This window comes from Rhodococcus sp. BH4, from assembly GCF_002079265.1.
GTDB classification, from domain to species: Bacteria; Actinomycetota; Actinomycetes; order Mycobacteriales; family Mycobacteriaceae; genus Rhodococcus_F; species Rhodococcus_F qingshengii.
The window spans coordinates 2,671,898-2,696,500 of the sequence record NZ_CP014941.1 but is presented as its reverse complement, the minus strand read 5'-3'; the positions used below and the strand labels follow the sequence as shown (position 1 = coordinate 2,696,500).

Genomic DNA, 24,603 nt, shown 5'->3' with positions numbered 1-24,603 from the left:
GACGTCACGACGTTCGGGCGGCCGTCGATCGAAGTCCGCCGGAGCTTTCGGGCTCTTGCCCGGTCCGGAGAACCACTACCGACAACCGACACCACGTTCTCTGGTGCATACGGTGTGCTGGCTGCGTACTGCACAACTGCGCATAAACAACTGCGCATAAACAACTGCGCATAGACAACTGTGCATAGCGCCGACAGCGGAAACTGCCTTGCGGCAGCTAACGCCGAAAGCCAGCGAAGCCCAGTATATGCGTGGCTTCGCCGGCTGACGGAGTGTTCGGCAAACCGAAGCATGCCGTGTTGCTTTCGATCAGCGTCGTGAGAAAAATCTAGCGACGCAGGCCGAGACGCTCGATGAGCGTGCGGTAGCGAGCGACGTCGGTCTTTGCCACGTACTTCAGCAGACGACGACGGCGACCGACCATCAAGAGCAGTCCACGACGCGAGTGGTGGTCATGCTTGTGGGTCTTGAGGTGCTCGGTGAGATCGGTGATGCGCTTGGTGAGCATTGCCACCTGAGCTTCAGGCGATCCCGTGTCGGTCTCGTGCAAGCCGTACTCGCCGAGAACGGCCTTCTTTTCTTCCGTGGTCAATGCCACTTGATTCACTCCTGTGATGACGTTTGCGTGAAAGGAACTAGATCGGGCGCGGCCACCGCAAACCGCAGCACGCACCGAGAGAAGATCCTACCAGCAGCAATGAGGCGCTCTCGCCCACCTGGAGCGAATGTGGCGGCCGCCACTGACACAGGAGGAACTCAACCGACGCTGCGTTCTGCATCCTCACTCAGAATCCGGCGTGCGCGTTCGACATCTCGGTTCATTGCCGTGATGAGCGACTCGATCGAGTCGAACTTCTCCATACCGCGAATCCGCGAAACCAGGTCGACCGCGACGTGTTGTCCGTACAGGTCTGCTTCGGTGTCGAGAACGTATGCCTCGACGGTTCGGGTCCGGCCGGAGAAGGTCGGATTGGTACCCACAGACACCGCGGCTTGGTATCGGCGACCGGGAACGACGGTTCCGAGTTCCTCGCCGGCACCAAGCACCGTGAACCACGCCGCGTACACGCCGTCGGCCGGAATCGCCGAAAACATCGGCGGTGCAACGTTGGCCGTCGGGAACCCCAACTCGCGTCCACGCTTGTCACCGTGGACGACCACACCTTCGACACGATGTGGACGGCCCAGAGCTTCGGTAGCCGCTTCCATGTCGCCTGCGTCGACGCACGAGCGGATGTAGGTCGACGAGAACGTCACCGCATGCTCGGCGAGCAGCTGGACGCCGTCGACGGCAAAGCCGAAGCGAGCGCCCATTTCACGAAGAAGATCGACATTGCCGAGCGCCTTCTTGCCGAAGGTGAAGTTGTCCCCCACCACGACCTCGGCGACATGTAGACGTTCGACGAGAATCTCGTGGACGTAGCGCTCCGGCGTCAGCTTCATGAAATCAGCGGTGAACGGCATCACGCAGAACACGTCGATGCCCAGATCCTGAGCCAATTCCGCACGCCGTTGCAGCGTCGTCAACTGGGCTGGATGACTACCCGGCCGCACAACCTCCATGGGATGCGGGTCGAACGTCATCAACACGCTCGGAACACCACGTTTGCGGGCAGCGGTAACCGCTCTCGCTATCAATTGGGCATGCCCACGATGCACACCGTCGAACACACCGATAGTGAGCACACAACGACCCCAATCGGCCGGAACTTCGTCGAGACCACGCCATCTCAGCACGATTGGCAGCCTACGGGTCCACCGGCGGCGGGTCACGTTCGGACCCGCCCAGCGAATCACCGCTGTGCTGCCGCTCACGTACGGAAGTTCCGGATTTCGTAGCCTAAGCTAAGCGTTGTGGCAGCTCACAAGACCGGAACCTCGGAAGCATCATCGACGTCGGATGGCGACAGCACTTCGGCGCACGACGCGGCAATCGACACGCTCGCACTCTCGTCGGTGGCCCAGGACTACCTCAAGGTCATCTGGACTATCCAGGAGTGGTCCCACGAGCGGGTTTCCACCAAGCTCCTGTCCGAGAAAATGAGCGTCTCGGCCTCGACGGTGTCCGAGGCGATCCGCAAACTCTCGGACCAGGGCCTGGTCGATCACGCCCGCTACGGATCCATCGCCCTGACCGACAGCGGCCGCGCCGCCGCCGTCTCCATGGTCCGGCGCCACCGGTTGATCGAGACCTATCTGGTTCAGGAACTCGGATACGGCTGGGACGAAGTCCACGACGAGGCCGAAGTCCTCGAACACGCCGTTTCCGATCTGATGATCTCGCGGATGGACGCCAAACTGGGCTTCCCCGAACGTGACCCGCACGGTGATCCCATTCCCGCCACCGACGGTTCGGTGCCGACTCCCCCGGCCCGCCAGCTCAGCGACTTCGCCAACGGTGAGCGGGGCCGCGTTGCCCGGATCTCCGATTCCGATCCCGAAATGCTCCGGTACTTCGATTCCGTCGGCGTCAGTCTCGATGTCGAGATCACCGTCGAGGAGCGCCGCGATTTCGCCGGGACAGTGTCCGTTCGACTCGGCGACAGCCCCAACACCATCGACTTGGGAAGTCCAGTCGCTCAAGCAATTTGGCTCGTCTAGCCGAGGTAGTCAAAGCGGCAGTCGGTATCGGCGTTCCACGGGCCGGACGCCGTCGGTCCGGGTCCAGTCGGCGAGCCTCTCGTCGACGTACACCCACCCTCGACGCTCGTACAGTGCGATCGCCGGCAGAGCGTCGTCGACGACGTCGAGCACCAGTTCCAACCGACTCTCGGCTGCGAAATCCGTCACGGCATCGAGTAGCGCATCGCTGAGGCCGTTTCCACGTGAGCCAGGATGAACGAACAATCGCGACACGGCTATCGATCCCGCGGTTGTGGGCGCACCTGCGACCTCGCTGTCGACGGCCACATGACCGACAACACGACCGTCGCTCTCACCGACCCACGCCTTCACCACCGTGGGCGAACTGAGCCAGCGGTGCGGGTTCTGCGGCCACGTGTTCGGATATCCGTCGCACTCGTGGACCTGTGCCAGCGCATCGACGCAACCGTCGAGGTCGCCGTCGACACGCTCGCGGACGATCACCCGCGAAGCGTCGCCGGTCGCACGACCATCACCGAACTGGCGCGTCGACCCTTCTCCTGCAGAAGCGCAATCGTGTGACCGGTGGGATCGATCGCCGCACAGATCCCCTTCATCCCGATCGGCTCGAGCCAGCGCCCCTGGCTGATCGCCTCGGCTTCCTCCGCCGTGATCTGCCGATGCGGAAAAGCCGTCTGCGCGGCCTGATCGATGTCGAGGCTCACACCCGGCTGATCCGCGAGATCTTCGAGCGTGCGCGCATGTTCGAGAGTGAACGGCCCGACGCGGGTGCGGCGCAATGCCGTCAAATGACCGCCGACGCCCAATTCACGACCGAGGTCGCGGGCAAGCGAGCGGATGTACGTACCGGACGAGCACTCCACGTCGACGTCCAGATCGACGAAGCCACCCGGGACATCTCGCCGAGCCAGAACCTCGAAAGTCGACACCGTTACCGGACGCGGCGCCAGCTCGACGGTTTCTCCCGCACGCACCAGAGCATGTGCGCGCTGACCGTCCACCTTGATAGCGCTCACGCTTGCCGGGATCTGCTTGATGTCCCCGGTCAGCGTGGCCACGATCGCCGCGATCTCCGCGTCCGTCACCTGCGAAGCGTCTGCGGAGGTCAGGACCTCCCCCTCGGCATCGTCCGTGTCCGTCGCTGCCCCGAGGCGAATAGTCGCCGAGTACGCCTTGGTTGTCAGCGCCAGGAGTCCGAGCAACTTGGTCGCACGCTCGACGCCGAGAACGAGAACACCGGTCGCCATGGGATCCAGCGTCCCGGCGTGTCCCACCTTCCGGGTGTTCAACAACTTGCGGCACCGAGCGACCACGTCGTGGCTGGTGATACCCGCCTCTTTGTCGACAATCAGAATTCCGGCGCCGACAAGACCGGAGGAAGGCTTTTCACGAGCTGACACGTGTGCCGATTCTGCCAGTCGCGCTCACTGCACCGAAATTGCCGTCAGGATGAGTCCGTCCGACACCAACCACCTGCCGTCGAAAGAGGTGAGCGGCGGACCGGACGTCGCCTCACCGGGGACCAGCAGACGCGAGTTGAAAGTGCCGGACGTTTCCGACTTCGCCTCGAACGTGATGTGGGCGTCCTCGAAACCCAACCAGCGCCCGGTGAGCGGAAACCACGCCTTGTACGTGGCTTCCTTCGCGCAGAAGAGCACTCGATCCCAGTGCACCGGACCGCCGGTTTCCTGAGTGTCCAACCACGTTCGTTCCGCCTCGATGCTGACCGCGGGCAATACCCCGTCCGGCAGCGGGCCGTGCGGTTCGGCGTCGATACCGAGTGAGCGGACCTGCATGGAGTACGCCAGGACAGCGCCGCGGTAGCCGTCGCAATGGGCGAGGCTCCCGACCACTCCCTGCGGCCAGAGCGGCGCACCACGCTCACCGCGCATGACAGCGGCAGACGGAACACCGAGCTTGCCCATCGCCTGACGCGCAAGGTGCCGGGTGGTCACGAACTCACGACGACGCTTCTCGACCGCGCGGCCGATCAACGCTTCCTCACTGGGGTGCGGAACCAGACCGGGCGGATCGACGAAGGCCTCGGCCGTCGCAACTCCACCGGGAAGAATCTGTTCGATCACGTAGCGATACCTCTCAGCGTGCGGCGCGCATGCGCTCGACTTCGGCTTCCTGCTCCGGCGTGACCTTGAAGTGGCCACCCCACTTGTTGAGCGTTCCCGGCGGGTACTCCGGAACGGGAAGAATCTGACGCAACAACTTCTCCGGCAGTCCACGCCGACGCCACTCGCGCGGGTATCCGAGTGAGACTTCCTCGAAGCGGACGCCGTCGTAGTACGTGGTTCGAGGGATGTGCAGGTGCCCGTACACCGAGCACACCGCGTTGTACTTCACGTGCCAGTCGGCGGTCGCGGTGGTTCCGCACCACAGTGCGAACTCCGGATACATGAGTACGTCCGTCGGCTGCCGGACCATCGGGAAATGGTTCACGAGAACGGTTCTTGTGCCTTCGGGAAGCGCATCCAACCGCGCCTGGGTGTACTCGATCCTCGCCCGGCACCATGCGTCGCGCGTGGCATACGGCTGCGGTGAGAGTAGGAACTCGTCGGTGGCGACGACGTTCTTGTCACGCGCGATCTCGAGCCCGTGTTCCTTGTCTCGCGCACCTTCCGGCAGGAAGGAGTAGTCGTAGAGAAGAAACATCGGGACGACCGTGACCGGTCCCTCGTCTCCCTCCCACACCGGGAACGGGTCCTCGGGTGTGATGACGTCGAGTTCGCGGCACATGTTGACCAGGTACTCGTAGCGCGGCGCTCCGTGAATCTGAACCGGATCCTTGGCGGTCGTCCACAGTTCGTGGTTGCCCGGAATCCAGATGACCTTTGCGAATCGGCTGCGAAGGAGCTTCAACGCCCACCGAATGTCGTCAGTTTTCTCGGAAACATCTCCGGCGAGAATGAGCCAGTCGTCAGGCGAATCCGGAAACAGTTCCTCCGTCATCGGCTTGTTGCCGTTGTGACCGACATGAATGTCGCTCACCGCCATCAGCTTTGCTGCCACGATCCCTCTGCTTCCTCAGTTGAACTTCCGCGCTTCGCCGTCGCCGGACCTGTCACTGCCCACTTGCCGGAAAACGCTCGCCACGACACCGCGACCATCCGAAGTACTACGAACACGGTAAGCCCTGCCCAAATTCCGGCGAGCCCCCAGTCGTAGGCGAGAGAGAGCCAGATCGCGGGCAGAAACCCGAGAACTGCGCAGAGCATGGTCGCGTTGCGCAGAAACACCACGTCCCCGGCGCCGAGTAGAACACCGTCGAGTGCGAAGACGATTCCCGCCACCGGCATGATCGCGACGAAGAACCACCATGCGATCGACATCTGACCGAGCACCTCGGCGTCGGACGTGAAAAGTCCGGGGATCACGGAGTGGCCGGCGGCGAAGAAGATCGCGAGCACCACGGCAAATACCGTCGACCATGCGGTGATCCGCCAGGTCATCCTTTTCGCCGCGGCTGCGAATCCACCGCCGAGCGCCGCTCCGATCAGCGTCTGAGCTGCGATCGCCAAGGAATCGAGAAGGAGCGAAACCAGGTTCCACAGTTGGAGGACGACTTGGTGTGCACCGACTACAGCCGCACCGAACCTCGACGCCACTGCAGCCGCGGAAACGAAACACGCTTGGAATGCGAGGCTGCGCAGAATCAGGTCACGGCCCATCAGCATCTGCGCCCGCATGGTCGCAAAATGTGGTCGAGCCGAAACCGGTTCACGAAAGAGCGCCCAGGCGAACAGCACACCCGAAACACTCTGGCCCACCAGATTCGCAACAGCTGATCCTTCGAGTTCCAGACGCGGAGCACCGAGCAAGCCATGCACCAGAATCGGACACAACACCGCCGAAATACCCAGGCCGACAAGGACGAACCGCAGCGGTCGCACCGTGTTCTGAACCCCGCGCATCCAGCCGTTGCCGGCCAGGGCCACCAGGATGAGCGGAACACCCAACACCGCTATCCGGAGCCAACTTTCCGCAGCCGCGGCGATGTCGGGAGTCCCGGCCACCGCCGAAGTCAGCGGGCCGGCGATCACCTGCACGATCACGACCAAGACCAAGCCGATCGCGGCCGCCAGCCAGGTCGCCTGAACACCCTCGCCCACCGCGTCGCGCTCGCGGCCCGCCCCGTGAAGCCGTGCGGCCCGCGCCGTGGTGCCGTACGACAAGAAGGTCAGCTGCGTACTCACCAACGACAGGATCAGACCACCGACTGCCAATCCGGCCAGCGGAAGCGCCCCGAGTCGGCCGACCACGGCGATGTCGAACAACAGATAGAGGGGTTCGGCCGCCAGTACCCCGAGTGCCGGAAACGCCAGGGAAAAGATTCGACGCCCAGTGACGTCGAAATCAGCTGCCGAAGATCCCGCCGAGGTGGCGTCAGATTCGCTCAATGCCGCGGATTCAGCCGAGTGCCGCGACGAGCGCGGCAACAATCTCGTCGCTGGAAGTGGTCGACGTATATCCGGCCGACAGCCGGTGCCCGCCGCCACCAAGACTTTCAGCGACCGCCGACACGTCGATCGCCGACTTTGCACGCAACGAGATCGACCAGCTTCCGGAAACCGACTCTTTGAGTACGGCGGCAACTTCGGCTTCCGAAGTAGTCCGCACGATATCGACGACGCTCTCGATCTCCTCGGAGCGAAGATCGCCGATGTCACTGCGTCGGATCACCGCGTACACCAGCCCACGGCCGTCCGCGGCTTCCGGGACCAGCACCGCGGACCCGAGTACCGAAGCCAGCATCGGCAACCACCCGAACGGATGGGTGTCGAGCAGCTTTCGCGCAATCGCGTCGCCGTCGATGCCGGTCGCCAGCAAACGCGCCGCGAGCACGTGCGGAAGCGGACCTCCCCACCGGAAGGAGCCGGTGTCGGTGACCAGTCCGGCATAGAGACAGTGCGCGATATCGCGATCGATCGCGACTCCCCACGCATCGAAGAATCGTGCGATGAGCGCCGTCGTCGAAGCAGCGGTTTCGTCGACGACGTTGATACTTCCGAATTCGGAATTGGAGCGATGGTGATCAAGGACGATCGTGCGATTCGCGCCGGCGAGTCGACTCGACAACTCACCGAGACGGCCCTCGCTGCCGACATCCACCGTCACCAGTACATCGACACTTTCCCGAACATCAGTGGGCGCCACGAGCAAGTGGAGACCGGGGAAATCGCGCATCGACTCGGGCAGCGCCGACGGCCGACTGAACGCGACCTGCACCGAAACTCCCCGACGCTCGAGAACGAGACCGAGCGCAAGTCCGCTGCCGATCGTGTCCGCATCCGGCTGCACATGGCAGAGAATTGTCACCGTGTGTGCCGATTCGAGAACCTCGGCCACCTGAGCGAACTTCGCCTCGCAGGGGTCGACGTCCGAAAGTGCGGTGATCGTCATTCTCGGTGCGCGTCAGTCGGCTTCACGAACATCTGGCGACGCCTCGTCTTCGTCCGAAGCCACTCGCGGCTCCTTGTACGGATCTGCATCTCCGGCCGGCTGTGCATTCTCACGCGCCTTGGCGACCTCGTCGTCGGCGGCCTTGGCACGGGCCAGCAGTTCTTCCATATGACGCGCGGTGTCGGGAACGGTATCGGCGACAAACGTCAGAGTCGGTGTGAAGCGAACTCCGGTTCCGGCACCAACCTTCGAGCGCAGAACACCCTTGGCCTTCTCGAGACCTGCGGCGGCGGCTTCCACATCGGGTGCGGAATCGACCTTCTCGCCCATGACTGTGTAGTACACCGTCGCGTCGTGCAGATCGTTGGTGACCTTGGTGTCCGTGATGGTCACGAATGCGAGTCGCGGATCCTTGATCTCGTGATCGATCGCCGTCGCGACGATGGTTCCGATACGCTTTGCCAACTTGCGTGCCCGGGCTGGATCTACCATGACTGTCAGTCTCCTCTACCTGGCCACTCGAATCGAGGTGACTCGATCGATCAAAGTTCTGGTTAACAAGAATTATTACCGACAACAGTCTCGTCCATCGGCTACCCGGCAACCAAATCACCATCGGTAGAGGTCAGTTGTCGCATGTGTCGAGCGTGAGCACAAACACCGCCACAGTTGGTCCCGAAGCCACCGAATCCCTTGCCGACGAACTCGATTCGTTACGGCGTCTGGAAGAGTGGCTAAGCGACACAGATCGGTGACGCTCAGTCTTCCGGGCCGAAAATTCGCCTTCGCACAGCCAGCAACTGAATCTCCGGACGCTCAGCGACCGCTCGCTCACAATGATCGAGAACATCGTGCAGGTGATCGACGGACGAACTGACCACACCGACGCCCACGAGCGCACGACGCAGGCGTCCCTGCTCCCCCGCCTCCGCTGCACTCACACCGAATCGACGGAGTTCCGTCAGGATCGGCGACAGCATCGAACGCTTTTCCTTGAGTGAGTGGACATCGCCGAAAAGGATGTCGAACTCCAGTGCCCCTACAAACATTTTCCCCCTAGACAGAGCCGAATGGACTCTCTCGGACTTGTATGTTCAAGTCCGAGAGAGTCCATGTCAGCTAGTACCCACGTGCGTCCGCCCCAACGCCCGTGTCGACATAATCAGTCGCGCGGCTTCTCGCGAAGCTCGTAGCACTCGAGAACGTCACCGATCTTGATATCGGAATAGGTAACGGTCAAACCACATTCGTAGCCTTCGCGAACCTCGGTAGCGTCTTCCTTCTCCCGCTTGAGCGAGGAGATGGTGACCGTCTCGGCAATGACCTTGCTGTCGCGGATGAGACGTGCCTTGGCGTTGCGACGGATGCTGCCCGACGTGACCAAGCAACCGGCAATGTTGCCGATCTTGGACGAACGGAACATGGCGCGGATCTCTGCCTTGCCCAGCTCGACCTCTTCGTACACCGGCTTGAGCAGACCCTTGAGTGCCTTCTCGACCTCGTCGATGGCCTGGTAGATCACCGAGTAGTAGCGAATGTCGACGCCCTCGCGGTTCGCCAGCTCCGTTGCCTTGCCTTCGGCGCGGACGTTGAAGCCGATGATGATCGCGTTGGACGCAGCAGCCAGGTTGACGTTGGTCTCCGTGATGCCACCGACACCGCGGTCGATGACACGCAACTGCACCTCGTCGTCGATCGGAATTCCGAGGAGAGCCTCTTCGAGGGCCTCCACGGTTCCCGAGTTGTCACCCTTGAGGATCAAGTTCAGCTGTGAATGTTCCTTCAGAGCTGCATCGAGATCGTCGAGGCTGATGCGCTTACGACTCTTCGCTGCAAGCGCGTTGCGCTTACGTGCGTTGCGACGGTCCGCGATCTGACGAGCGATACGGTCCTCGTCGACCACGAGCAGGTTGTCGCCTGCACCGGGGACCGATGTGAAGCCGATGACCTGGACCGGACGTGAAGGCAGTGCCTCGTGGACGTCCTGACCGTGCTCGTCCACCATGCGGCGGACGCGGCCGTAAGCATCGCCGGCAACGATCGAGTCGCCGACCCGCAGCGTTCCGCGCTGAATGAGCACGGTAGCGACGGGGCCGCGGCCACGGTCGAGGTGCGCCTCGATGGCAACACCCTGAGCGTCCATGTCCGGGTTGGCGCGCAGATCCAGGGAAGCGTCGGCCGTCAACAGCACTGCTTCGAGCAGTGCGTCGATGTTGAGACCCTGCTTCGCCGAGATGTCGACGAACATGGTGTCTCCGCCGTATTCCTCGGCCACCAGTCCGTACTCGGTGAGCTGCTGCCGGATCTTGTCCGGGTTCGCGCCTTCCTTGTCGATCTTGTTCACCGCGACCACGATCGGCACGTCGGCCGCCTGGGCGTGGTTGATCGCTTCCACCGTCTGCGGCATGACGCCGTCGTCGGCTGCGACAACAAGGATCGCGAGGTCGGTGGCCTTGGCACCACGAGCACGCATGGCCGTGAAGGCCTCGTGACCGGGGGTGTCGATGAACGTCACGAGACGCTCGTTGCCCTCGAGCTCGGTCAGCACCTGGTAGGCACCGATGTGCTGCGTGATGCCGCCGGCTTCGCCCTCACGGACATTCGCCTTACGGATCACGTCGAGCAGACGGGTCTTACCGTGGTCGACGTGGCCCATGACGGTGACCACAGGCGGACGGGACTCGAGGTCCTCTTCTCCGCCGGCGTCCTCGCCGTAGGTGAGGTCGAAGCTGTCGAGCAGCTCGCGATCCTCGTCCTCCGGGCTGACGACCTGCACGACGTAGTTCATTTCGCCGCCGAGCAGCTCCAGCGTCTCGTCGTTGACCGACTGAGTTGCCGTGACCATCTCACCGAGGTTGAACAACGCCTGCACGAGTGCTGCGGGGTTCGCATCGATCTTGTCCGCGAAGTCCGACAGAGATGCGCCGCGAGCGAGACGGATGGTCTCGCCGTTGCCGCGTGGCAGCCTGACGCCGCCGACTGCGGGAGCCTGCATGCTTTCGTACTCGGCGCGCTTCGCCCGCTTCGACTTACGTCCACGGCGAACTGCTCCGCCGGGACGACCGAATGCACCTGCCGCTGCGCCGCGCTGACCGGGACGGCCACCGCCGCCGGGACGACCGCGGAATCCACCGGCCGGAGCTGCTCCACCGGGAGCACCTGCACCGGCACCGGCGCCGGGAGCGCCGCCACCGCGGTATCCACCGCCGCCGCCACCCGGACGACCACCGGGAGCGCCACCGGGACGACCCGGACGTCCGCCGCCACCGGGCGCGGGACGAGCGGAACGAGCAGGCATTGCACCCGGGTTCGGGCGAGGAGGCATGGAGCCGGGGCTGGGACGGGGTCCGCCCTGACCTGCAGGCGGACGGGGTCCACCCTGGCCGGGAGCCGGACGGGGGCCGCCCTGACCCGGAGCCGGACGAGGTCCACCCTGACCGGGAGCCGGACGGGGACCGCCCTGACCCGGAGCCGGACGAGAACCGCCCTGACCTGCGCCCGGACGCGGTGCGCCGGGAGCCGGACGAGGTGCCGGACGCTCGGCGGGTGCCGAGGAGTACGGGTTGTTACCGACGCGAGGTGCCTTCGGTCCCGGACGCGGTCCGCCGGGCTTCGCGCCGGTGGACGGTGCGGCCGGAGCCGCGGGGGCTGCCGGTGCCGACGCTGCGGGAGCAGCCGGAGCCGGACGTGCCGGCTGTGCTGGTTTCGGAGCGTTGAACGTCGGTGTGGGGACCGGCGCTGACGGCGCTGACGGTGCTGCCGGAGCAGCGGCTGCGGGAGCCGCGGGGGCTGCCGGGGCCGGAGCTGCGGGAGCAGCCGGTGCGGGTGCGGCCGGCTTGGGGCCGGGACGCGGTGCGCCAGGCTTTGCAGCCGACGGCGACGGTGCGCCGGGCTTTGCCGCGGGGCGAGCCGCCGGAGCGGCTGCGCCGGTCTCGGACTTGGTTTCTGCTCCGCCTGCCGACGGGAATGACTCCCGCAGACGACGGGCGACGGGCGCCTCCACTGTGGATGACGCAGACTTCACGAACTCGCCTTGCTCCTTGAGCGTTGCGAGTAGTTCCTTGCTGGTGACACCGAGTTCTTTAGCCAACTCGTGCACGCGGGCCTTGCCTGCCACTGCTCTCCTCACTGATGAGGTCGAGCAGGAGGCATCCCACAGATGTGGGTCCCGCACGACCTCGGGTTATCGCCGATGGACGTTCATCGTTGGTGCTTCACGGTGTGCTCATGAGTGCTTGTGCCTGTTCTTCTCGAGAGGTACTGCTTTTGTGTGAACTGCGTCGACCAGCTGGTCGACAGCGGACGTGTCCAGATTTCCGGACACTCGCAGTGCTCTGCTGAATGCTCGGCGCCGCTCTGCCAGGCTCAGACAACTCGGATCCAGGTGCAGCCATGCACCTCGACCGGGGAGTCTTCGCGATACGTCGGGGACGAGCGGGGAACCCTCCGGCCCCTGCTCACCAACCACGACCCTCAACAGATCGACAGCCGACCCTTGTTCCCTGCATCCCACACACGTTCTGACCGGCGAACCGGGTTTCACGCGCGCAGAATCCGAGGACTCACGTCGAACCATTGTCCACTCTACCGCCGAACCGTCTCGATCACTGCATTCCACCGTTATCCGTTGGACGTGGCGGGCCGGTCGGACGCGTCGCCAACGGGTGCCGCATCGCTACGAATGTCGATACGCCATCCCGTCAACCGCGCAGCCAGACGGGCATTTTGACCCTCTTTTCCGATGGCCAACGAAAGCTGGAAATCGGGCACGATGACACGGGCCGCACGAGCCTCGGGATCGACGACAGTGACGGAGACCACTTTCGACGGGGAAAGTGCGTTGCCCACAAACGTCGCGGGATCTTCGTCGAAGTCGATGATGTCGATCTTCTCCCCCGCGAGTTCGCTCATGACGTTGCGGACGCGCTGACCCATCGGGCCGATGCATGCACCCTTTGCGTTGAGCCCCTGCACACGTGAGGCAACGGCGATCTTGGAACGATGTCCCGCTTCGCGCGCGACGTTGATGATCTCGACGCTGCCGTCCGCGATCTCTGGAACCTCGAGTGCGAACAACTTGCGAACCAGGTTCGGGTGGGTCCGCGAGAGGGTGATCTGTGGGCCGCGGGCTCCGCGAGCAACCCCGACGACGTAGCACTTGATGCGCTCACCGTGCTCGTAGTTCTCGCCGGGAACCTGTTCTGCAGGCGGCAACAATCCTTCGGCGCCATTGGATTCGCTGCCGATTCGGACGACGACCATTCCGCGGGAATTCGCACGCGTGTCACGCTGAATGACACCGCCGACGATTTCACCCTCATGGGTCGAGAACTCACCGAAACTGCGCTCGTGCTCGGCGTCGCGCAGACGCTGCAGGATGACCTGGCGTGCGGTGGTGGCCGCGATGCGTCCGAATCCCTCGGGAGTGTCGTCCCACTCCTCACCGATCATGTTGCCGTCGGCATCGGTGTCGTGCGCCATCACTCGCACCGAACCGGTCTTGATGTTGACATCGATCCGAGCGTTCTGCTTGTGCCCCTCGGTGTGGCGGTACGCCGTCAGCAGCGCGGTCTGGATCGTGGCGATCACAGTTTCGATCGAGACACCTTTTTCGGCTTCGATCGCTCGCAACGCTGCAATGTCGATATTCACTTGTCGAACCCTTCTTCGTTTTCTACGTCTTCTAATTCTGCTTCGTCGTCTTCGACACTGTCCACGCCCGAGTCCTCGGTGAGGTCAACCGCATCGGAGGGAACTGCGCGCCCCTCCGGGATGCCGCCCGCGAGTTCCAACTCCGCCTCACTGGGCTTCGAGAACTCCACCTGAACTACAGCCTTCTGAACGTCGCCCAGTGCAATCTCGCGCACGGTCAGTCCGCCACGGCCACCGATGACAACTGCCACGGAATCGTCGTTCAACGTTCCGATACGGCCCACCACGGTCTCGCCGGCCAGATCGATTCGCGCTTTACGTCCGCGAGCCCGACGCCAGTGACGATCGAGCGTCAGTGGGCGATCGATTCCCGGAGAGGTCACCTCGAGGGTGTACGGCGTTTCACCGATTTCCTCGAGGGTGTCGAAAAGTTCCGAAACGAGTCTGCTGATCTCCGCGGCGGCATCGAGCTCGATCCCGGCATCGCTGTCGACCATGATGCGCACCGCGCTGTGCTTGCCCGCACTGGTCACGACAACGTCTTCGACGTCATAACCCTGGGCGTGCACGAGTTCGGAGATCAGCTCGATCACCCTCTCCCTGGATGGCACCGGCATCTCGCGAACTCCTCATTTCAGTTGTCGTCGATTGTCCGACTTGTGTCGACTGTCGACGTGGGCGGCTGCGAGCATGAAAAGACACCAGGTGCCACATGCTGCAAGCATCCAAGAGTACCGCTCATTGCGCGTCTCCGTGACCAGAGTGCCCGACGCACGTCACACTTGAACACGTGCCGCGGATTCGAACGATCGGCCGACCACCTGGCACGATGGACTGGTGCTGACGCCCATGACTACTACCCCACTCTCCCGGCGGAGTGCGCTCAAGATGACGGGAACAGCAGCGTTGGGCGCTGCTGCCTTCTCGTTGACCGCCTGCACCGACAACGGCACAGCGGAGGCGGCTGCAGAAGTCGACCAGCTGACGGCCCAGGCCGATCGAGCCCGCTCCGACGCGGCAGCCGCAACCGCCGCCATCGCACTCGCACCGGACAAGTCGGCATCACTGACCACGATCAGCGCCGAACGCACAGCGCATGCACTCGAACTCGACGCCGAGATTGCGCGAGCAGCGGGCAGCGGCGCCTCTGCGACCACAGCGCCCCCGTCGACCTCGGTCGCAAACGCTCCTACGGGCGTCGAAACCTTGAGTACCTCGCTGGCCGATTCGGCGCGCAGTGCCGCGGATCTCGCTCGGACGATGTCCGGCTATCGCGCGGGCCTGCTCGGTTCGATCAGCGCGTCGTGCTCGACTCAGGTTGCGGTGTTGCTTCCGTGATCACTTCGCACACCCGTCGATCCGAGAGTTCTGCCTTGCTGACCGCAATCGAATCAGAGAATGCCGCGATCTTCGCTTACGGAGTGGTTGCCGCGTTTTCGAATCCTGCCCGTGTCAACGAGGTTGCCACGCACACAGCAGCGCACCGCGCACGACGTGATGCGCTGGTTGTCCTGTCGACCGACGCGGGCGTGACCCCGCCGACAGCCGCGGCAGCCTACGAAGTCCCGTTTCCGGTGACGGACGCCGTTTCCGCGGCACAGCTGGCAGCACAGATCGAATCCGACACCGCCGTGACCTACCGGGCATTCGTCGAACAGGTCGATACCGACCAACTCCGCACGTTCGGAATCGACGGCCTGACCGATGCGGCGATCCGCGGCGCCGGATGGCGGTCCGCGCTGGGAACCGCTCCGGCCACCTCAGCGTTCCCGGGGGACCCGACTTCGTAACTGCTGTGCGCCTTTATTAACCGCCGGCGGTTAATAAAGGCGCACAGCGGCTCAGGCCTTGCGATGCGAGGGCACGAACCACGCCGCGACAACCGCAACCAATACGAAGCAACCGCCGACGCGCAGTGCAGGTGTCAGCGCATCTCCGTAACCGAGTGGCGTGAGGGCACCGCCGGCGGCAAGGAAGACCGCAGTGAGAACCGCGATTCCCAATGCAACACCGATCTCACGAAGCGTCGAGTTGGTCGAACTGGCCGTTCCGTGATCAGGCTCGTCCATGTCGACGAGTACCGCCGTCGAGCTCGGCGCGAAGGTCAGGCCCATACCGGTTCCCGCCATCAGTAGAGCCGGAACCAGCGACCCGTACGTCACGTCGGGACCGATCAACGCTGCCAACCAGAACAGTGCTCCGGCCTGGAGCAACAGACCGGTCAGCAGAAGCGAACGGAGCCCGACCTTCGGCGCCAGAAAACCGGCGAGAGGCGCGAAGATCATCGGCGCTGCCGTCCACGGAAGCGTCCGCAGGCCTGCTTGGAACGGGCTGTAGCCCATCACGATCTGGAGGTACTGCGAGAGCAGGAACACCGCCCCGAAGATTCCGATCGAGAAGGTCAAGCCGATGACGTTCGCCATCGAGAAGCTGCGTGAGCGGAACAGACGTAGGGGCATGACCGGATGCGAGGTCTTCATCTCGCGAAAAACGAACAGTGCCAACGCGACTGCGGAACCGACCAACGACGCAACTACTCCAAGCGATCCCCAGCCGTCGTCGTTGCCGTGAACGATCCCCCACACCGCCAGGAACACACCGAGTCCGGCGAGTGCGACACCGGGAAGGTCGAGAGGTTGTGTGCGACCGGTCGATTCACGCAACGCATACATCGCGAGAGGAACAGCGACGATCGCAACCGGCACGTTGATCCAGAAGATCCCCTGCCACGAGAACCCGTCGACTACCGCTCCACCGACCACCGGACCCATCGCGATCCCCAGGCCGGAGACGCCACCCCACACGCCGATTGCCATGGCACGCTTGGCTTCCGGTACCGCTGCCACGAGGAGAGTGAGTGAGAGCGGCATGATCGCGGCAGCGCCGGCGCCCTGAAAGGCTCGGGCCGCGATGAGCAGGCTTGGTGTCGTCGACAACGCCGAAGCAATCGACGCCGCCGTGAACAGCCCGATCCCGAACACGAACATCTTGCGGCGCCCCCACCGATCGCCGAGCGTCGTCGCCGAAAGCATCAGCGTCGCAAAGCAGAGCGTGTACGCATTCATGAACCACTGAAGTTGCCCGACGGACGCATTCAGCTCCTTCTCGATCACCGGCAGCGCGCTCGTCATCACGAGGTTGTCGAGGGTGGCCATGAACATGGGCAGAGAGGCAGCAACCATCGCTATCGCGATCGGAACCTTACGTCCTCCACTGCTTTCCGACCCGGATGCGGCGTCCGATCCGGACTTCGTCAAAACGGTCATCGTGATTCCTCGAGTGAAGGTGCCTTAAGGCATCGGATGATTACTTAAGTCGAAACTAAGCTATCCGGTGATAACGTGTCAACATGTCGATCGGTGCAGCTGAACCACGTACCCGCAGGATGAGCGCACCGGAACGTCGCGCGTTGGTCCTTGCCGCGGCAACGCGAGCATTCGCAAAGGGTGGATACTCGGGGACCAGTACGGACGCCGTCGCCAAGGAAGCCGGTGTCTCGCAGCCCTACGTCGTGCGCATGTTCGGAACCAAGGCAGATTTGTTCCACGCAGTGTTCACGCGCGCGCTCGACGAAATCGTCCGCACCTTCAACGACAAATTGGATACGGTCACGATCGATCCGAGCAATCCGCAGTTCTGGGCCGAACTCGGATCCGCCTACGGCGAGCTGGTTCTCGACCGAGACCTACTGCTTGTCATGTTGCACGGCTTCGCCACCAGCACCGATGATGTCGCCGCCGTCTCCCGGAACGCCATGTCCGGCATCTACACCTTGCTGCGCGAGCGCACCGGTTGCACGCCCGAGCAAGCGCGTTTGTTCATCGCGAACGGGATGCTGATCAACAATCTGCTCGCAATGATGGCGCCCGAACACGCCGAAGAAGATCCAGCCCTCGGCGAGCTCTGGGGCAGCGTCTTCAGCGACTCGACTGCGATCACGCTCACCGGCGACGAATCCTCGAGCGAAACCGACACCGATTCCTGACCGGTCACTGGGAAAAACTACACACATGTGACTGAGGACACCCTACAGTCGATCCGACATGTCTCCGGGAAACCCAGACGAAAAGGACCGACGTTGGATCTCGCACAACGCCTCGACGCGCTCGAACAGATCGAGGAAATCAAGAAGCTCAAGCACGGCTACTGGCGAGCATGTGACGCCAAGGATCCAGTTCGGTTCCGCAACAGCTTCATCCGTTCCGGAGCGTCGATCGACTACGGACGCCTCGGCGCCTTCGACGACGCGGGGCCGATGGCGGACATCTTCGAGAAGATCGCTCTTCGCAAGGTCGACGGCCGGTACGCGGTCCTCGACATGCATCACGGATTGCATCCCGACATCACACTGACCTCGGAGACGTCGGCGGTGGGGCGATGGGCTCTGCAGTTCCGCCAGATCGACACCGTCGGGCGCACCGAGAAGTTGATGACCGGCGAATACGACGACAAGTACGTGATCGAGGACGGTATGTGGAAAATGAGTCAATGCCATTTCACGGAGACGTGGTCGATCACCACTCCCCTGTCCCCGGACGCTGACATCGCCGAGGGTTCGTTGGGTGGGCCGCGATGACGACGAACGGAAAAGTTGCGCTCGTAACCGGTGCCAGCCGGAGCGTCGGCAAGGGCATTGCCCTCGCGCTGGGAAGCGACGGATGGACGGTGTACGTGACGGCCCGAGGAACCGTCGGCGACGACGGCCCACTCGATCGCACCGCAGCCGAGATCACCGAGCGCGGTGGTCACGGCATTGCCGTGCAGTGCGATCACGCCGACGATCAACAGATCGTCGACCTGTTTGCCCGCATCGCCGAGGAACAGTCAGGCCGCCTCGATCTTCTGGTCAACAACGTCTGGGCAAACCCGGCGGGTTATGCAGGCTTCGCCGATCCGTTCTGGAAGAGGCCGATCGACGATTGGGATTCGCTGATCGGAATCGGACTGCGCGCCCACTACGTTGCTTCGGTGGAAGCGGCGAAGTTGATGGTTCCCCGGGGCAGTGGAGTGATCGGCAACATCTCGTCGTTCGGCACCCGCGGGTACCTGCACTCTGTGCTGTACGGGATGTCGAAGGCAGGTTTGGACAAGATGGCCGCGGACATGGCTGTCGAATTGAAGGGGACCGGCGTCACCGCACTTTCCTTCTGGCTCGGGTTGATCCGCAACGAGCGGATGGAGGCGAGTGGGATCGAGAGCTTCGAAGGCTTCTCACTGGCCGAGGCCGAAACCCCGGAATTCGTCGGCCAAGTCATCACTGCATTGGCCAACGATCCAGAAGTGAACGCGCGCAGCGGTCACACACTGATCACCGCCGAGACGGCCGTCGAGTACGGAATCACCGACGCCAACGGGAAACAACCGGCGTCACACCGCAGTGCCTTCGGTGGCGGCCCGCTTTTCTGATTCATCAGTAGCAGTGGTCGCGTCGCGTGCCGGCACAGCACGCGGCGCTGCCACTCGCGCCTTCAGGGCAAGCCAGGCACACCCGATGACGACGACACCGCCGGCCACGATCGAGGGTGACAACGTCTCACCGAGTATCAGCGCCGACCAGGCAATGCTGAGCACCGGTTGAACCAACTGTGTTTGGCTCACAGTGGAAATGGGACCGATCGCCAGACCCCGGTACCAAGGAAAGAACCCGAGAAACATACTCACGCATCCCAGGTAGGCAAACGAAAGCCACGAATTCACATCGGCAGAGGCCGGAGCCTGGGCCATGGACGCCACCGTCAACGCAATCGTGACCGGCAGTCCGAGAATCAATGCCCAGGCAATCGTCTGCCACGACCCGATCTCGCGGGCCAGCAACGCACCTTCCGAATATGCCAGCGCTGCACACACCACCGCGGCGAACAGAAGAAGATCAGCGAGATGAAACGAGCCGAGTCCGCCGTTTGCAATCGCCACGAACCCTACGACCGATACCGCGCCGGCGGCGCTTGCCCACCAGAATCCCTTACTGGGACGCTCTTTTCCTCGGACGACCGCAAATACCGCGGTCGCAGCGGGAAGTAGCCCGATCACGACTGCCGCGTGACTCGCCGGCGATGTCTGCAACGCAAACGTGGTGAACAGTGAAAACCCCAGTACCGCACCAACAGTCACGAGTGCGATGCGCAACCACTGCCGAAGCGTCGGAAGCGTCGCGCGAGTAACCGACAGCATCACAATCGCAAGGGCCCCGGCAACGACAGCGCGGCCCGCACCGACGAACAGGGGGTCGAGATCCGCGACGGCGACCCTCGTGAGCGGAACGGTGAACGAGAACGCCAGCACACCGAGCAAGCCCCACCACAAACCGGATCGAGACGATGGCATCGGTAGCGGTTCCTGCGGCGAGACGATAGCGCTACTCTTCATACTCATGTTTTACGATAGCAGTAGCACGCCAACCAGCAAAACTGGTATTTCAGGTGCGCACCCGTGTGCAGGAGATCGAAATTGCTCCGAGCAGTCCGACGAGCGCGAAAGCGTAGAAGCCCCACGGCACGGCGTAACCCGCACCCAGGAGGACTCCGCCCAGGATCGGGCCACAGATCGCACCGACCCGGCCGACACCTGCCGACCATCCGAGCGCGGTCGCGCGAATCTGAGGTGGGTGATTGGCGCTCGTGAAGGCGTAGACCAGTACCTGCGCACTGAACACGAAGCATCCGGCGAGGAAGACCATCACGTAGATTCCGAACGACACCTTCACACTCAAAAGCGCCAGGAACAGTGCAGCTCCGGCGAACCACACGATGGCTGCAGTCCGCGGGCCGATCTTGTTCGCGACGCCCCCGGCGATCAAGAGTCCGACGACGGCGCCGGCATTGAGGATCAGAAGGAACGTCAACGACGCCCCGAGGTTGTAACCGGCCTCACGCATGATCGTCGGAAGCCACGTGTTCAATCCGTAGACGAGCAGCAAGCCCATGAAACTGGTGATCCAGATGGCGATGCTGTTGCGCAGGAACTTCGAAGAGAACAGTGCGCGAACGGGATTGGCGGCTTCGGCGCGCTCAACTTCGGACGTGGGCGCAATCTCGAGTTCGACTCCGTAACGGGCAGCGATTTCCTCGGCTTCGGCACGCTTTCCGTGAGCGAGAAGGTACGACGGGGATTCCGGCAGATACCGCAACATGAGTGGAATCAGGGCGACGGCAGGAAGTGCGCCGACAACGAACATCGCTCGCCAACCGAAAGGTTCGATCACGACGAGCGCCAGCGCTGCGGTGGCAACGGCGCCGACGTGGTAGCCGGTCATCAGCATGGTCGACGCAGATCCACCGCCTTGTTTCTTCGAGAATTCGTTGACCAGAGCCAATGCCGTCGGTAGCGCGCCACCCAGCCCCACACCGGCAAAGAAGCGCAGCAGCCCGAAGATGAACGGATTGGGCGCAATTGCGCACAACAGAGTCAGAATCGAGAATGCGGCAACGGCGTACAGCAGCGCGCGGCGTCGACCGATGACGTCGGTGAGAGTGCCGATGACGAGGGCGCCGATGGTCATGCCGATGAGCCCGAAGGTCGAGATCATCGTGATCGTGCCGGTACTCAAACCCCACGCGTCGTAGTCGAGAAGCGAAGGAATGACCGCGCCGAGTACGACCAGGTCGAATCCGTCCAGAAGCACAGCGATCCAACACAACGGTGCTACCCACATTGCGGCACGCGCCCCAGGCGAACCGGTGATTGAACTGGACTGCGTATGCGGTGCGGTCATCGGATCCTCGACATTCACTGCTTGTGGGCGTTCGCGACCGGTTGGGATCCAGTAGTTCGGATCGAAACGTGTTCGCATTGCGAACGCCTGTTCATAATGAGCACATCGATTGTGTACGGAGTCACAACGCCATGTCAAACGTCGCGGTAATCTCGAGGAATGGCACTCTCCGAAAATGAGCGTGAACAGTTCCTGGCCGAACCCCACATCGGGGCGCTGTCCGTGGCGGACGGCACCGAGCGCGGTCCGTTGACCGTCCCGATCTGGTACCTGTACTCACCCGGTGGCAAACCATGGATCCTCACGGGCAAGGATTCGCGAAAGGCACGACTCATCGAGTCGGCCGGGCATTTCTCGTTGATGGCCGAAAGGCTCGATCCGACAATCCGTTACGTCAGCGTCAGCGGATCCGTCGACAAGATCGTTCCGGGCACCGACGAGATGCTGGTCGAAGTCTCGCGGCGTTACCTGGCTCCGGACAAGGTCGACGGGTATCTCGAATTCGCGCGATCGCAGTTGGGCGAACAGGTAGCGATCTACATGAATCCGCAGCACTGGCTGTCTGCGGATCTCGGGGCGATCTGACAATTCTCAGAAAAGCGAAGGCTCGGCGCGCCGGAGTGGCGCGCCGAGCCTGACCTGCATGTGGAGGGCTCTATGTCAGCTCTCGGTGAAGAAACGCACCCGATTGAGTCGATGACCGCTCGCCTCGAAGCCGAATAATGCGATGGCCGGTTCCCCGCACACGATGACGCTCGCCGTCACGGTGCGACCGGCAACCAGCATCTTGCTCTTCGTCACGCCGGTGAGCAGAGCGTTGACATCAGCGTTGGACAACTGCGTCCCCGCCGGAAGCTCGACGGGTACCGGCGGCGTTCGGCCGACAGCGGCCGCATCGAGGAACCGCGACGCTGCCTTCTTGCCTTTGTCTCCGACGCCGAAGATGCCGCGCGAGAACCCGAGCGCCCCGCCGATCCCCTGGTTCGAGAGCAACTGCGGCGTCAACTTCGCGGCCGCCTTCACCCCCGCCACACCAGCAGTCGCGAGCTGGCTCAACATCGTCGCCAATTCCCAATGCGCGTAGAGGGTTCCGATCCGCAAGGAATCGGGCTCCCCCACCAAGTCGTAGCGCAAGTGCATCGGAACGTCGAGAACGACTCCGGTCGACATCTCGGTAGCGAGGCCCAGATCGCGCCACACCGTCCGGCCGCACACGATGTCGCGCTCGACATGGAAGGTGATCGAATTGGGGGCGATGAACGTGTCGTAGAAACTCTCGATCGCCGCCTGACCGTTGTGCGGACGTGAACCTACAGGGTCGTTGACCTGTCCGTCGCCGGCAAACAGGGCCACCCAGGTCGAGCGGTCATGCGCGCCGACGGCTTTCGGGGATCCCTCCACGACGGCCATCAACTGCTCGCGCGTCACCGGCGCGGTCATGCGCGCATCTCGTATGCACCGTCGTACGCCTTGACCTGCTGCCACACCCGGTCGAAGCGTTCACTGTCGACAACAGGCTTCCGCACCGCGGCCAGGGCCCACTTCTGCTGCTCGGGTGTCGACGACGGCTTTCCGTGCAGTGCGATCGCGTATCCCGAGAAGTCACGAATCTGGAAGTCGAAGATCTGATCGACAACGTCGGCGTCGAGCCCGCTGATCTCGGCCTGTTCGAGAATCAGATGACCGTAGACGACGAGAGAGAACAGGTGCCCGACGTTGAGCATGAAATCGAGATCCTTCTGCTGCTGTGCGTCCGGCGCTGCAGCAGTGAGCAATTCGGTGAGCGCGATCGCCTGCTCGTAAAAACGGGCGACGTTCGGAATCGAAGAGTGCTTCTCGTAGACGGGCTTCCACTCGTGGAACTGAATCTTCGCAGCGCCGCGGGTAGGCCCCTGGTTCCAGAAGAACTCGTCGTCGGCGGCGTCGTCGCGCGTGACGATCTCCGGGAACTGCGCCGAGTTGAACAGATAGTTCGGCAAGAACTTGAGAATCAGGCCGACGTTGACGTGGACGGTGCCCTCGAGCTTGGGCAGCGTGCCGATCATCTGCGCTGCCTCGCGGAAGTACGTGGACTTCTCGTATCCCTTGGCTGCGATCACATCGTGCAGCAACCCGACCACCTTCTCACCTTCCGAGGTGACCTTGGCCTTGGTCATGGGATTGAACAGCAGGTAGCGACGGTCCTCGAGGCTGGCGCTGCGGAAGTAGTCGACCGCCCGCGCACTGAACTGCTTCATCGCGATCAGACGTGAGTACGCGTCGACGAAGGCGGCGCGAACGTGGGCGAAATCCGTGACGGGATTGCCGTACAGAATTCGATTCTGCGCGTGAGTGATTGCCTCGAAGAACGCATGCTCGGTGATGCCGATGGAGCCGGTGCAGAGGTTGAACTTTCCGACGTTGACCGTGTTGAGCGCGGCCTCGAATGCGGCGACGCCGGTGTGCAGAATGTCTTCCTCGCGCACCGGGTAATCGTCGAGGCGGAAATTGCTGACATACATCTGCCCGCGCAGGACGTTGTCCACTAGCTGATAGTTCGGATGTGCACTGTCGGCGACAAAGAACACGTAGCCTTCGGGGCCCTCGACGTCGGTACGACGCCCGAACACAGACACCATTCCGGCTACGTTGCCGTTTCCGATGTAGTACTTCTCGCCGCTCGCGCGGAAGGCGACGTCGCCGTCGGTGGGAGTGAGGAGCATGTCGGTGGAGTACACGTCGGCGCCGTGGTCGCGCTCGGACAGCCCGAACGCCATGACACCACCGTCGGCAAGTTCCTGCGCTGCACGCTTCTTCGCAGCGTCGTTGTCACTCATCCAGATCGGTCCGAGTCCGAGGATCGTGACCTGCCAGGCGTACCAGTACGCCAGCCCGTAGAAACCGAAGATCTCGCTCAGAGCTGCGTTGCGGGCACCGTCCCAACGACGGTTCTCGTCACCGTCGGCGAATGCCGCCGGAGTCTGGAACGTCGCGAACAACTTCTCCTTGCCGACGAATTCGAGAAAGTCGGAGACCCACACGGCGTCGAGGTCGTCCTGAAGAAGTTGCTTCTTGCCGCGGCTCTCGAACCATTCGATGGTGGCTCGCAGCAAACGGCGGGTCTCCGGATCGAACTGAGCGGGGTCGTAAGTATGGGGGTTGAAGAGCAATCCATCGGTGCCAGACACGTCATTACCTTTCGTCGATGACGCTAAACTACCAGCGGGTAACTTTCCGCGGTGCGA

General features: G+C 63.0%; 26 protein-coding genes. 7 read left to right on the top strand and 19 right to left on the bottom strand.

Features of this window, described 5'->3' with window-relative positions; genetic code table 11:
• Positions 1 to 328: 328 nt before the first annotated feature.
• Together rpsO and A0W34_RS12575 are read right to left on the bottom strand one after the other, a co-directional pair.
• Positions 329 to 598 carry a 30S ribosomal protein S15 gene (gene rpsO, locus A0W34_RS12580; protein WP_007735061.1) on the bottom strand — a complete coding sequence of 90 codons (270 nt, stop codon included), beginning with the start codon at positions 596 to 598 and terminating at the stop codon, positions 329 to 331.
• A 158-nt stretch (positions 599 to 756) separates the two neighbouring features.
• Positions 757 to 1,737: a bifunctional riboflavin kinase/FAD synthetase gene (locus A0W34_RS12575; RefSeq protein ID WP_003942148.1), complete on the bottom strand. Its 981-nt coding sequence runs from the start codon at positions 1,735 to 1,737 to the stop codon at positions 757 to 759.
• 117 nt (positions 1,738 to 1,854) lie between these two features.
• Here A0W34_RS12575 and A0W34_RS12570 point away from each other — a divergent pair, with 117 nt between their 5' ends.
• On the top strand, positions 1,855 to 2,601 hold the full coding sequence (locus A0W34_RS12570; protein ID WP_030535607.1) for a metal-dependent transcriptional regulator: 747 nt from the start codon (positions 1,855 to 1,857) through the stop codon (positions 2,599 to 2,601).
• A 9-nt stretch (positions 2,602 to 2,610) separates the two neighbouring features.
• Here A0W34_RS12570 and A0W34_RS12565 read toward each other — a convergent pair whose 3' ends face one another.
• From A0W34_RS12565 to rimP, 12 genes are all read right to left on the bottom strand, one after another.
• Complete coding sequence (locus A0W34_RS12565; RefSeq protein WP_030535608.1) at positions 2,611 to 3,087, bottom strand: GNAT family N-acetyltransferase; 477 nt, start codon at positions 3,085 to 3,087, stop codon at positions 2,611 to 2,613.
• On the bottom strand, positions 3,084 to 4,004 hold the full coding sequence (gene truB, locus A0W34_RS12560; RefSeq protein WP_020907442.1) for a tRNA pseudouridine(55) synthase TruB: 921 nt from the start codon (positions 4,002 to 4,004) through the stop codon (positions 3,084 to 3,086). The genes A0W34_RS12565 and truB overlap by 4 nt, the downstream gene beginning before the upstream one ends.
• A gap of 24 nt (positions 4,005 to 4,028) precedes the next feature.
• On the bottom strand, positions 4,029 to 4,688 hold the full coding sequence (locus tag A0W34_RS12555) for a 4'-phosphopantetheinyl transferase family protein (protein ID WP_081557754.1): 660 nt from the start codon (positions 4,686 to 4,688) through the stop codon (positions 4,029 to 4,031).
• Positions 4,689 to 4,701: 13 nt separating this feature from the next.
• Positions 4,702 to 5,625: a metallophosphoesterase family protein gene (locus A0W34_RS12550; RefSeq protein ID WP_007735051.1), complete on the bottom strand. Its 924-nt coding sequence runs from the start codon at positions 5,623 to 5,625 to the stop codon at positions 4,702 to 4,704.
• On the bottom strand, positions 5,610 to 7,013 hold the full coding sequence (locus A0W34_RS12545; protein ID WP_232330029.1) for an MATE family efflux transporter: 1,404 nt from the start codon (positions 7,011 to 7,013) through the stop codon (positions 5,610 to 5,612). Before A0W34_RS12545 ends, A0W34_RS12550 begins: the two co-directional genes overlap by 16 nt.
• A gap of 10 nt (positions 7,014 to 7,023) precedes the next feature.
• Positions 7,024 to 8,016 carry a DHH family phosphoesterase gene (locus tag A0W34_RS12540; RefSeq protein WP_081557752.1) on the bottom strand — a complete coding sequence of 331 codons (993 nt, stop codon included), beginning with the start codon at positions 8,014 to 8,016 and terminating at the stop codon, positions 7,024 to 7,026.
• A gap of 12 nt (positions 8,017 to 8,028) precedes the next feature.
• Complete coding sequence (gene rbfA, locus A0W34_RS12535; RefSeq protein WP_003942248.1) at positions 8,029 to 8,508, bottom strand: 30S ribosome-binding factor RbfA; 480 nt, start codon at positions 8,506 to 8,508, stop codon at positions 8,029 to 8,031.
• A gap of 266 nt (positions 8,509 to 8,774) precedes the next feature.
• Positions 8,775 to 9,065 carry a DUF503 domain-containing protein gene (locus A0W34_RS12530; protein WP_003942205.1) on the bottom strand — a complete coding sequence of 97 codons (291 nt, stop codon included), beginning with the start codon at positions 9,063 to 9,065 and terminating at the stop codon, positions 8,775 to 8,777.
• 113 nt (positions 9,066 to 9,178) lie between these two features.
• On the bottom strand, positions 9,179 to 12,133 hold the full coding sequence (gene infB / locus A0W34_RS12525; RefSeq protein ID WP_058038656.1) for a translation initiation factor IF-2: 2,955 nt from the start codon (positions 12,131 to 12,133) through the stop codon (positions 9,179 to 9,181).
• A 108-nt stretch (positions 12,134 to 12,241) separates the two neighbouring features.
• Positions 12,242 to 12,592, bottom strand: coding sequence for a YlxR family protein (locus A0W34_RS12520; protein WP_019748063.1), 351 nt, complete (start codon positions 12,590 to 12,592; stop codon positions 12,242 to 12,244).
• A gap of 44 nt (positions 12,593 to 12,636) precedes the next feature.
• On the bottom strand, positions 12,637 to 13,668 hold the full coding sequence (gene nusA, locus A0W34_RS12515) for a transcription termination factor NusA (protein WP_003942738.1): 1,032 nt from the start codon (positions 13,666 to 13,668) through the stop codon (positions 12,637 to 12,639).
• Positions 13,665 to 14,285: a ribosome maturation factor RimP gene (gene rimP, locus A0W34_RS12510; RefSeq protein WP_003942795.1), complete on the bottom strand. Its 621-nt coding sequence runs from the start codon at positions 14,283 to 14,285 to the stop codon at positions 13,665 to 13,667. Before rimP ends, nusA begins: the two co-directional genes overlap by 4 nt.
• Before the next feature lie 271 nt (positions 14,286 to 14,556).
• On the opposite strand from rimP, the gene A0W34_RS12505 reads away from it, so the two are divergent.
• Positions 14,557 to 15,006 carry a hypothetical protein gene (locus A0W34_RS12505; protein ID WP_081558797.1) on the top strand — a complete coding sequence of 150 codons (450 nt, stop codon included), beginning with the start codon at positions 14,557 to 14,559 and terminating at the stop codon, positions 15,004 to 15,006.
• Entirely contained in the window at positions 15,003 to 15,458 is a 456-nt protein-coding gene (locus tag A0W34_RS12500; RefSeq protein WP_081557751.1) for a ferritin-like domain-containing protein, read from the top strand. The genes A0W34_RS12505 and A0W34_RS12500 overlap by 4 nt, the downstream gene beginning before the upstream one ends.
• A 51-nt stretch (positions 15,459 to 15,509) precedes the next feature.
• Here the strand turns inward: A0W34_RS12500 and A0W34_RS12495 are convergent, their stop codons facing one another.
• On the bottom strand, positions 15,510 to 16,934 hold the full coding sequence (locus A0W34_RS12495) for an MFS transporter (protein ID WP_081557750.1): 1,425 nt from the start codon (positions 16,932 to 16,934) through the stop codon (positions 15,510 to 15,512).
• Between the two features lie 83 nt (positions 16,935 to 17,017).
• Here A0W34_RS12495 and A0W34_RS12490 point away from each other — a divergent pair, with 83 nt between their 5' ends.
• The 3 genes from A0W34_RS12490 to A0W34_RS12480 all read left to right on the top strand — a co-directional run bounded on the left by A0W34_RS12490 (position 17,018) and on the right by A0W34_RS12480 (position 19,074).
• The gene (locus A0W34_RS12490) at positions 17,018 to 17,653 is read left to right on the top strand and encodes a TetR/AcrR family transcriptional regulator (protein WP_003942694.1); all 636 of its coding nucleotides are present in this window, start codon (positions 17,018 to 17,020) and stop codon (positions 17,651 to 17,653) included.
• A gap of 93 nt (positions 17,654 to 17,746) precedes the next feature.
• Positions 17,747 to 18,244: a nuclear transport factor 2 family protein gene (locus A0W34_RS12485; protein WP_081557749.1), complete on the top strand. Its 498-nt coding sequence runs from the start codon at positions 17,747 to 17,749 to the stop codon at positions 18,242 to 18,244.
• A complete protein-coding gene (locus A0W34_RS12480) occupies positions 18,241 to 19,074 on the top strand; it encodes an SDR family NAD(P)-dependent oxidoreductase (RefSeq protein ID WP_003942723.1) in 834 nt (277 codons plus the stop codon). The genes A0W34_RS12485 and A0W34_RS12480 overlap by 4 nt, the downstream gene beginning before the upstream one ends.
• On the opposite strand, the gene A0W34_RS12475 is transcribed toward A0W34_RS12480, so the two are convergent.
• A complete protein-coding gene (locus tag A0W34_RS12475; RefSeq protein WP_081558796.1) occupies positions 19,036 to 19,992 on the bottom strand; it encodes a DMT family transporter in 957 nt (318 codons plus the stop codon). The two genes, A0W34_RS12480 and A0W34_RS12475, sit on opposite strands and share 39 nt — an antisense overlap.
• 91 nt (positions 19,993 to 20,083) lie before the next feature.
• Complete coding sequence (locus A0W34_RS12470) at positions 20,084 to 21,379, bottom strand: MFS transporter (protein WP_039973469.1); 1,296 nt, start codon at positions 21,377 to 21,379, stop codon at positions 20,084 to 20,086.
• 159 nt (positions 21,380 to 21,538) lie between these two features.
• Here A0W34_RS12470 and A0W34_RS12465 point away from each other — a divergent pair, with 159 nt between their 5' ends.
• Complete coding sequence (locus tag A0W34_RS12465; RefSeq protein ID WP_003942732.1) at positions 21,539 to 21,964, top strand: pyridoxamine 5'-phosphate oxidase family protein; 426 nt, start codon at positions 21,539 to 21,541, stop codon at positions 21,962 to 21,964.
• A 75-nt stretch (positions 21,965 to 22,039) separates the two neighbouring features.
• On the opposite strand, the gene A0W34_RS12460 is transcribed toward A0W34_RS12465, so the two are convergent.
• Positions 22,040 to 22,819, bottom strand: a complete 780-nt coding sequence (locus A0W34_RS12460; RefSeq protein ID WP_081557748.1) for a nuclear transport factor 2 family protein — start codon at positions 22,817 to 22,819, stop codon at positions 22,040 to 22,042.
• A complete protein-coding gene (locus tag A0W34_RS12455; RefSeq protein ID WP_007735018.1) occupies positions 22,816 to 24,546 on the bottom strand; it encodes an acyl-CoA dehydrogenase family protein in 1,731 nt (576 codons plus the stop codon). The genes A0W34_RS12460 and A0W34_RS12455 overlap by 4 nt, the downstream gene beginning before the upstream one ends.
• Positions 24,547 to 24,603 lie beyond the last annotated feature (57 nt).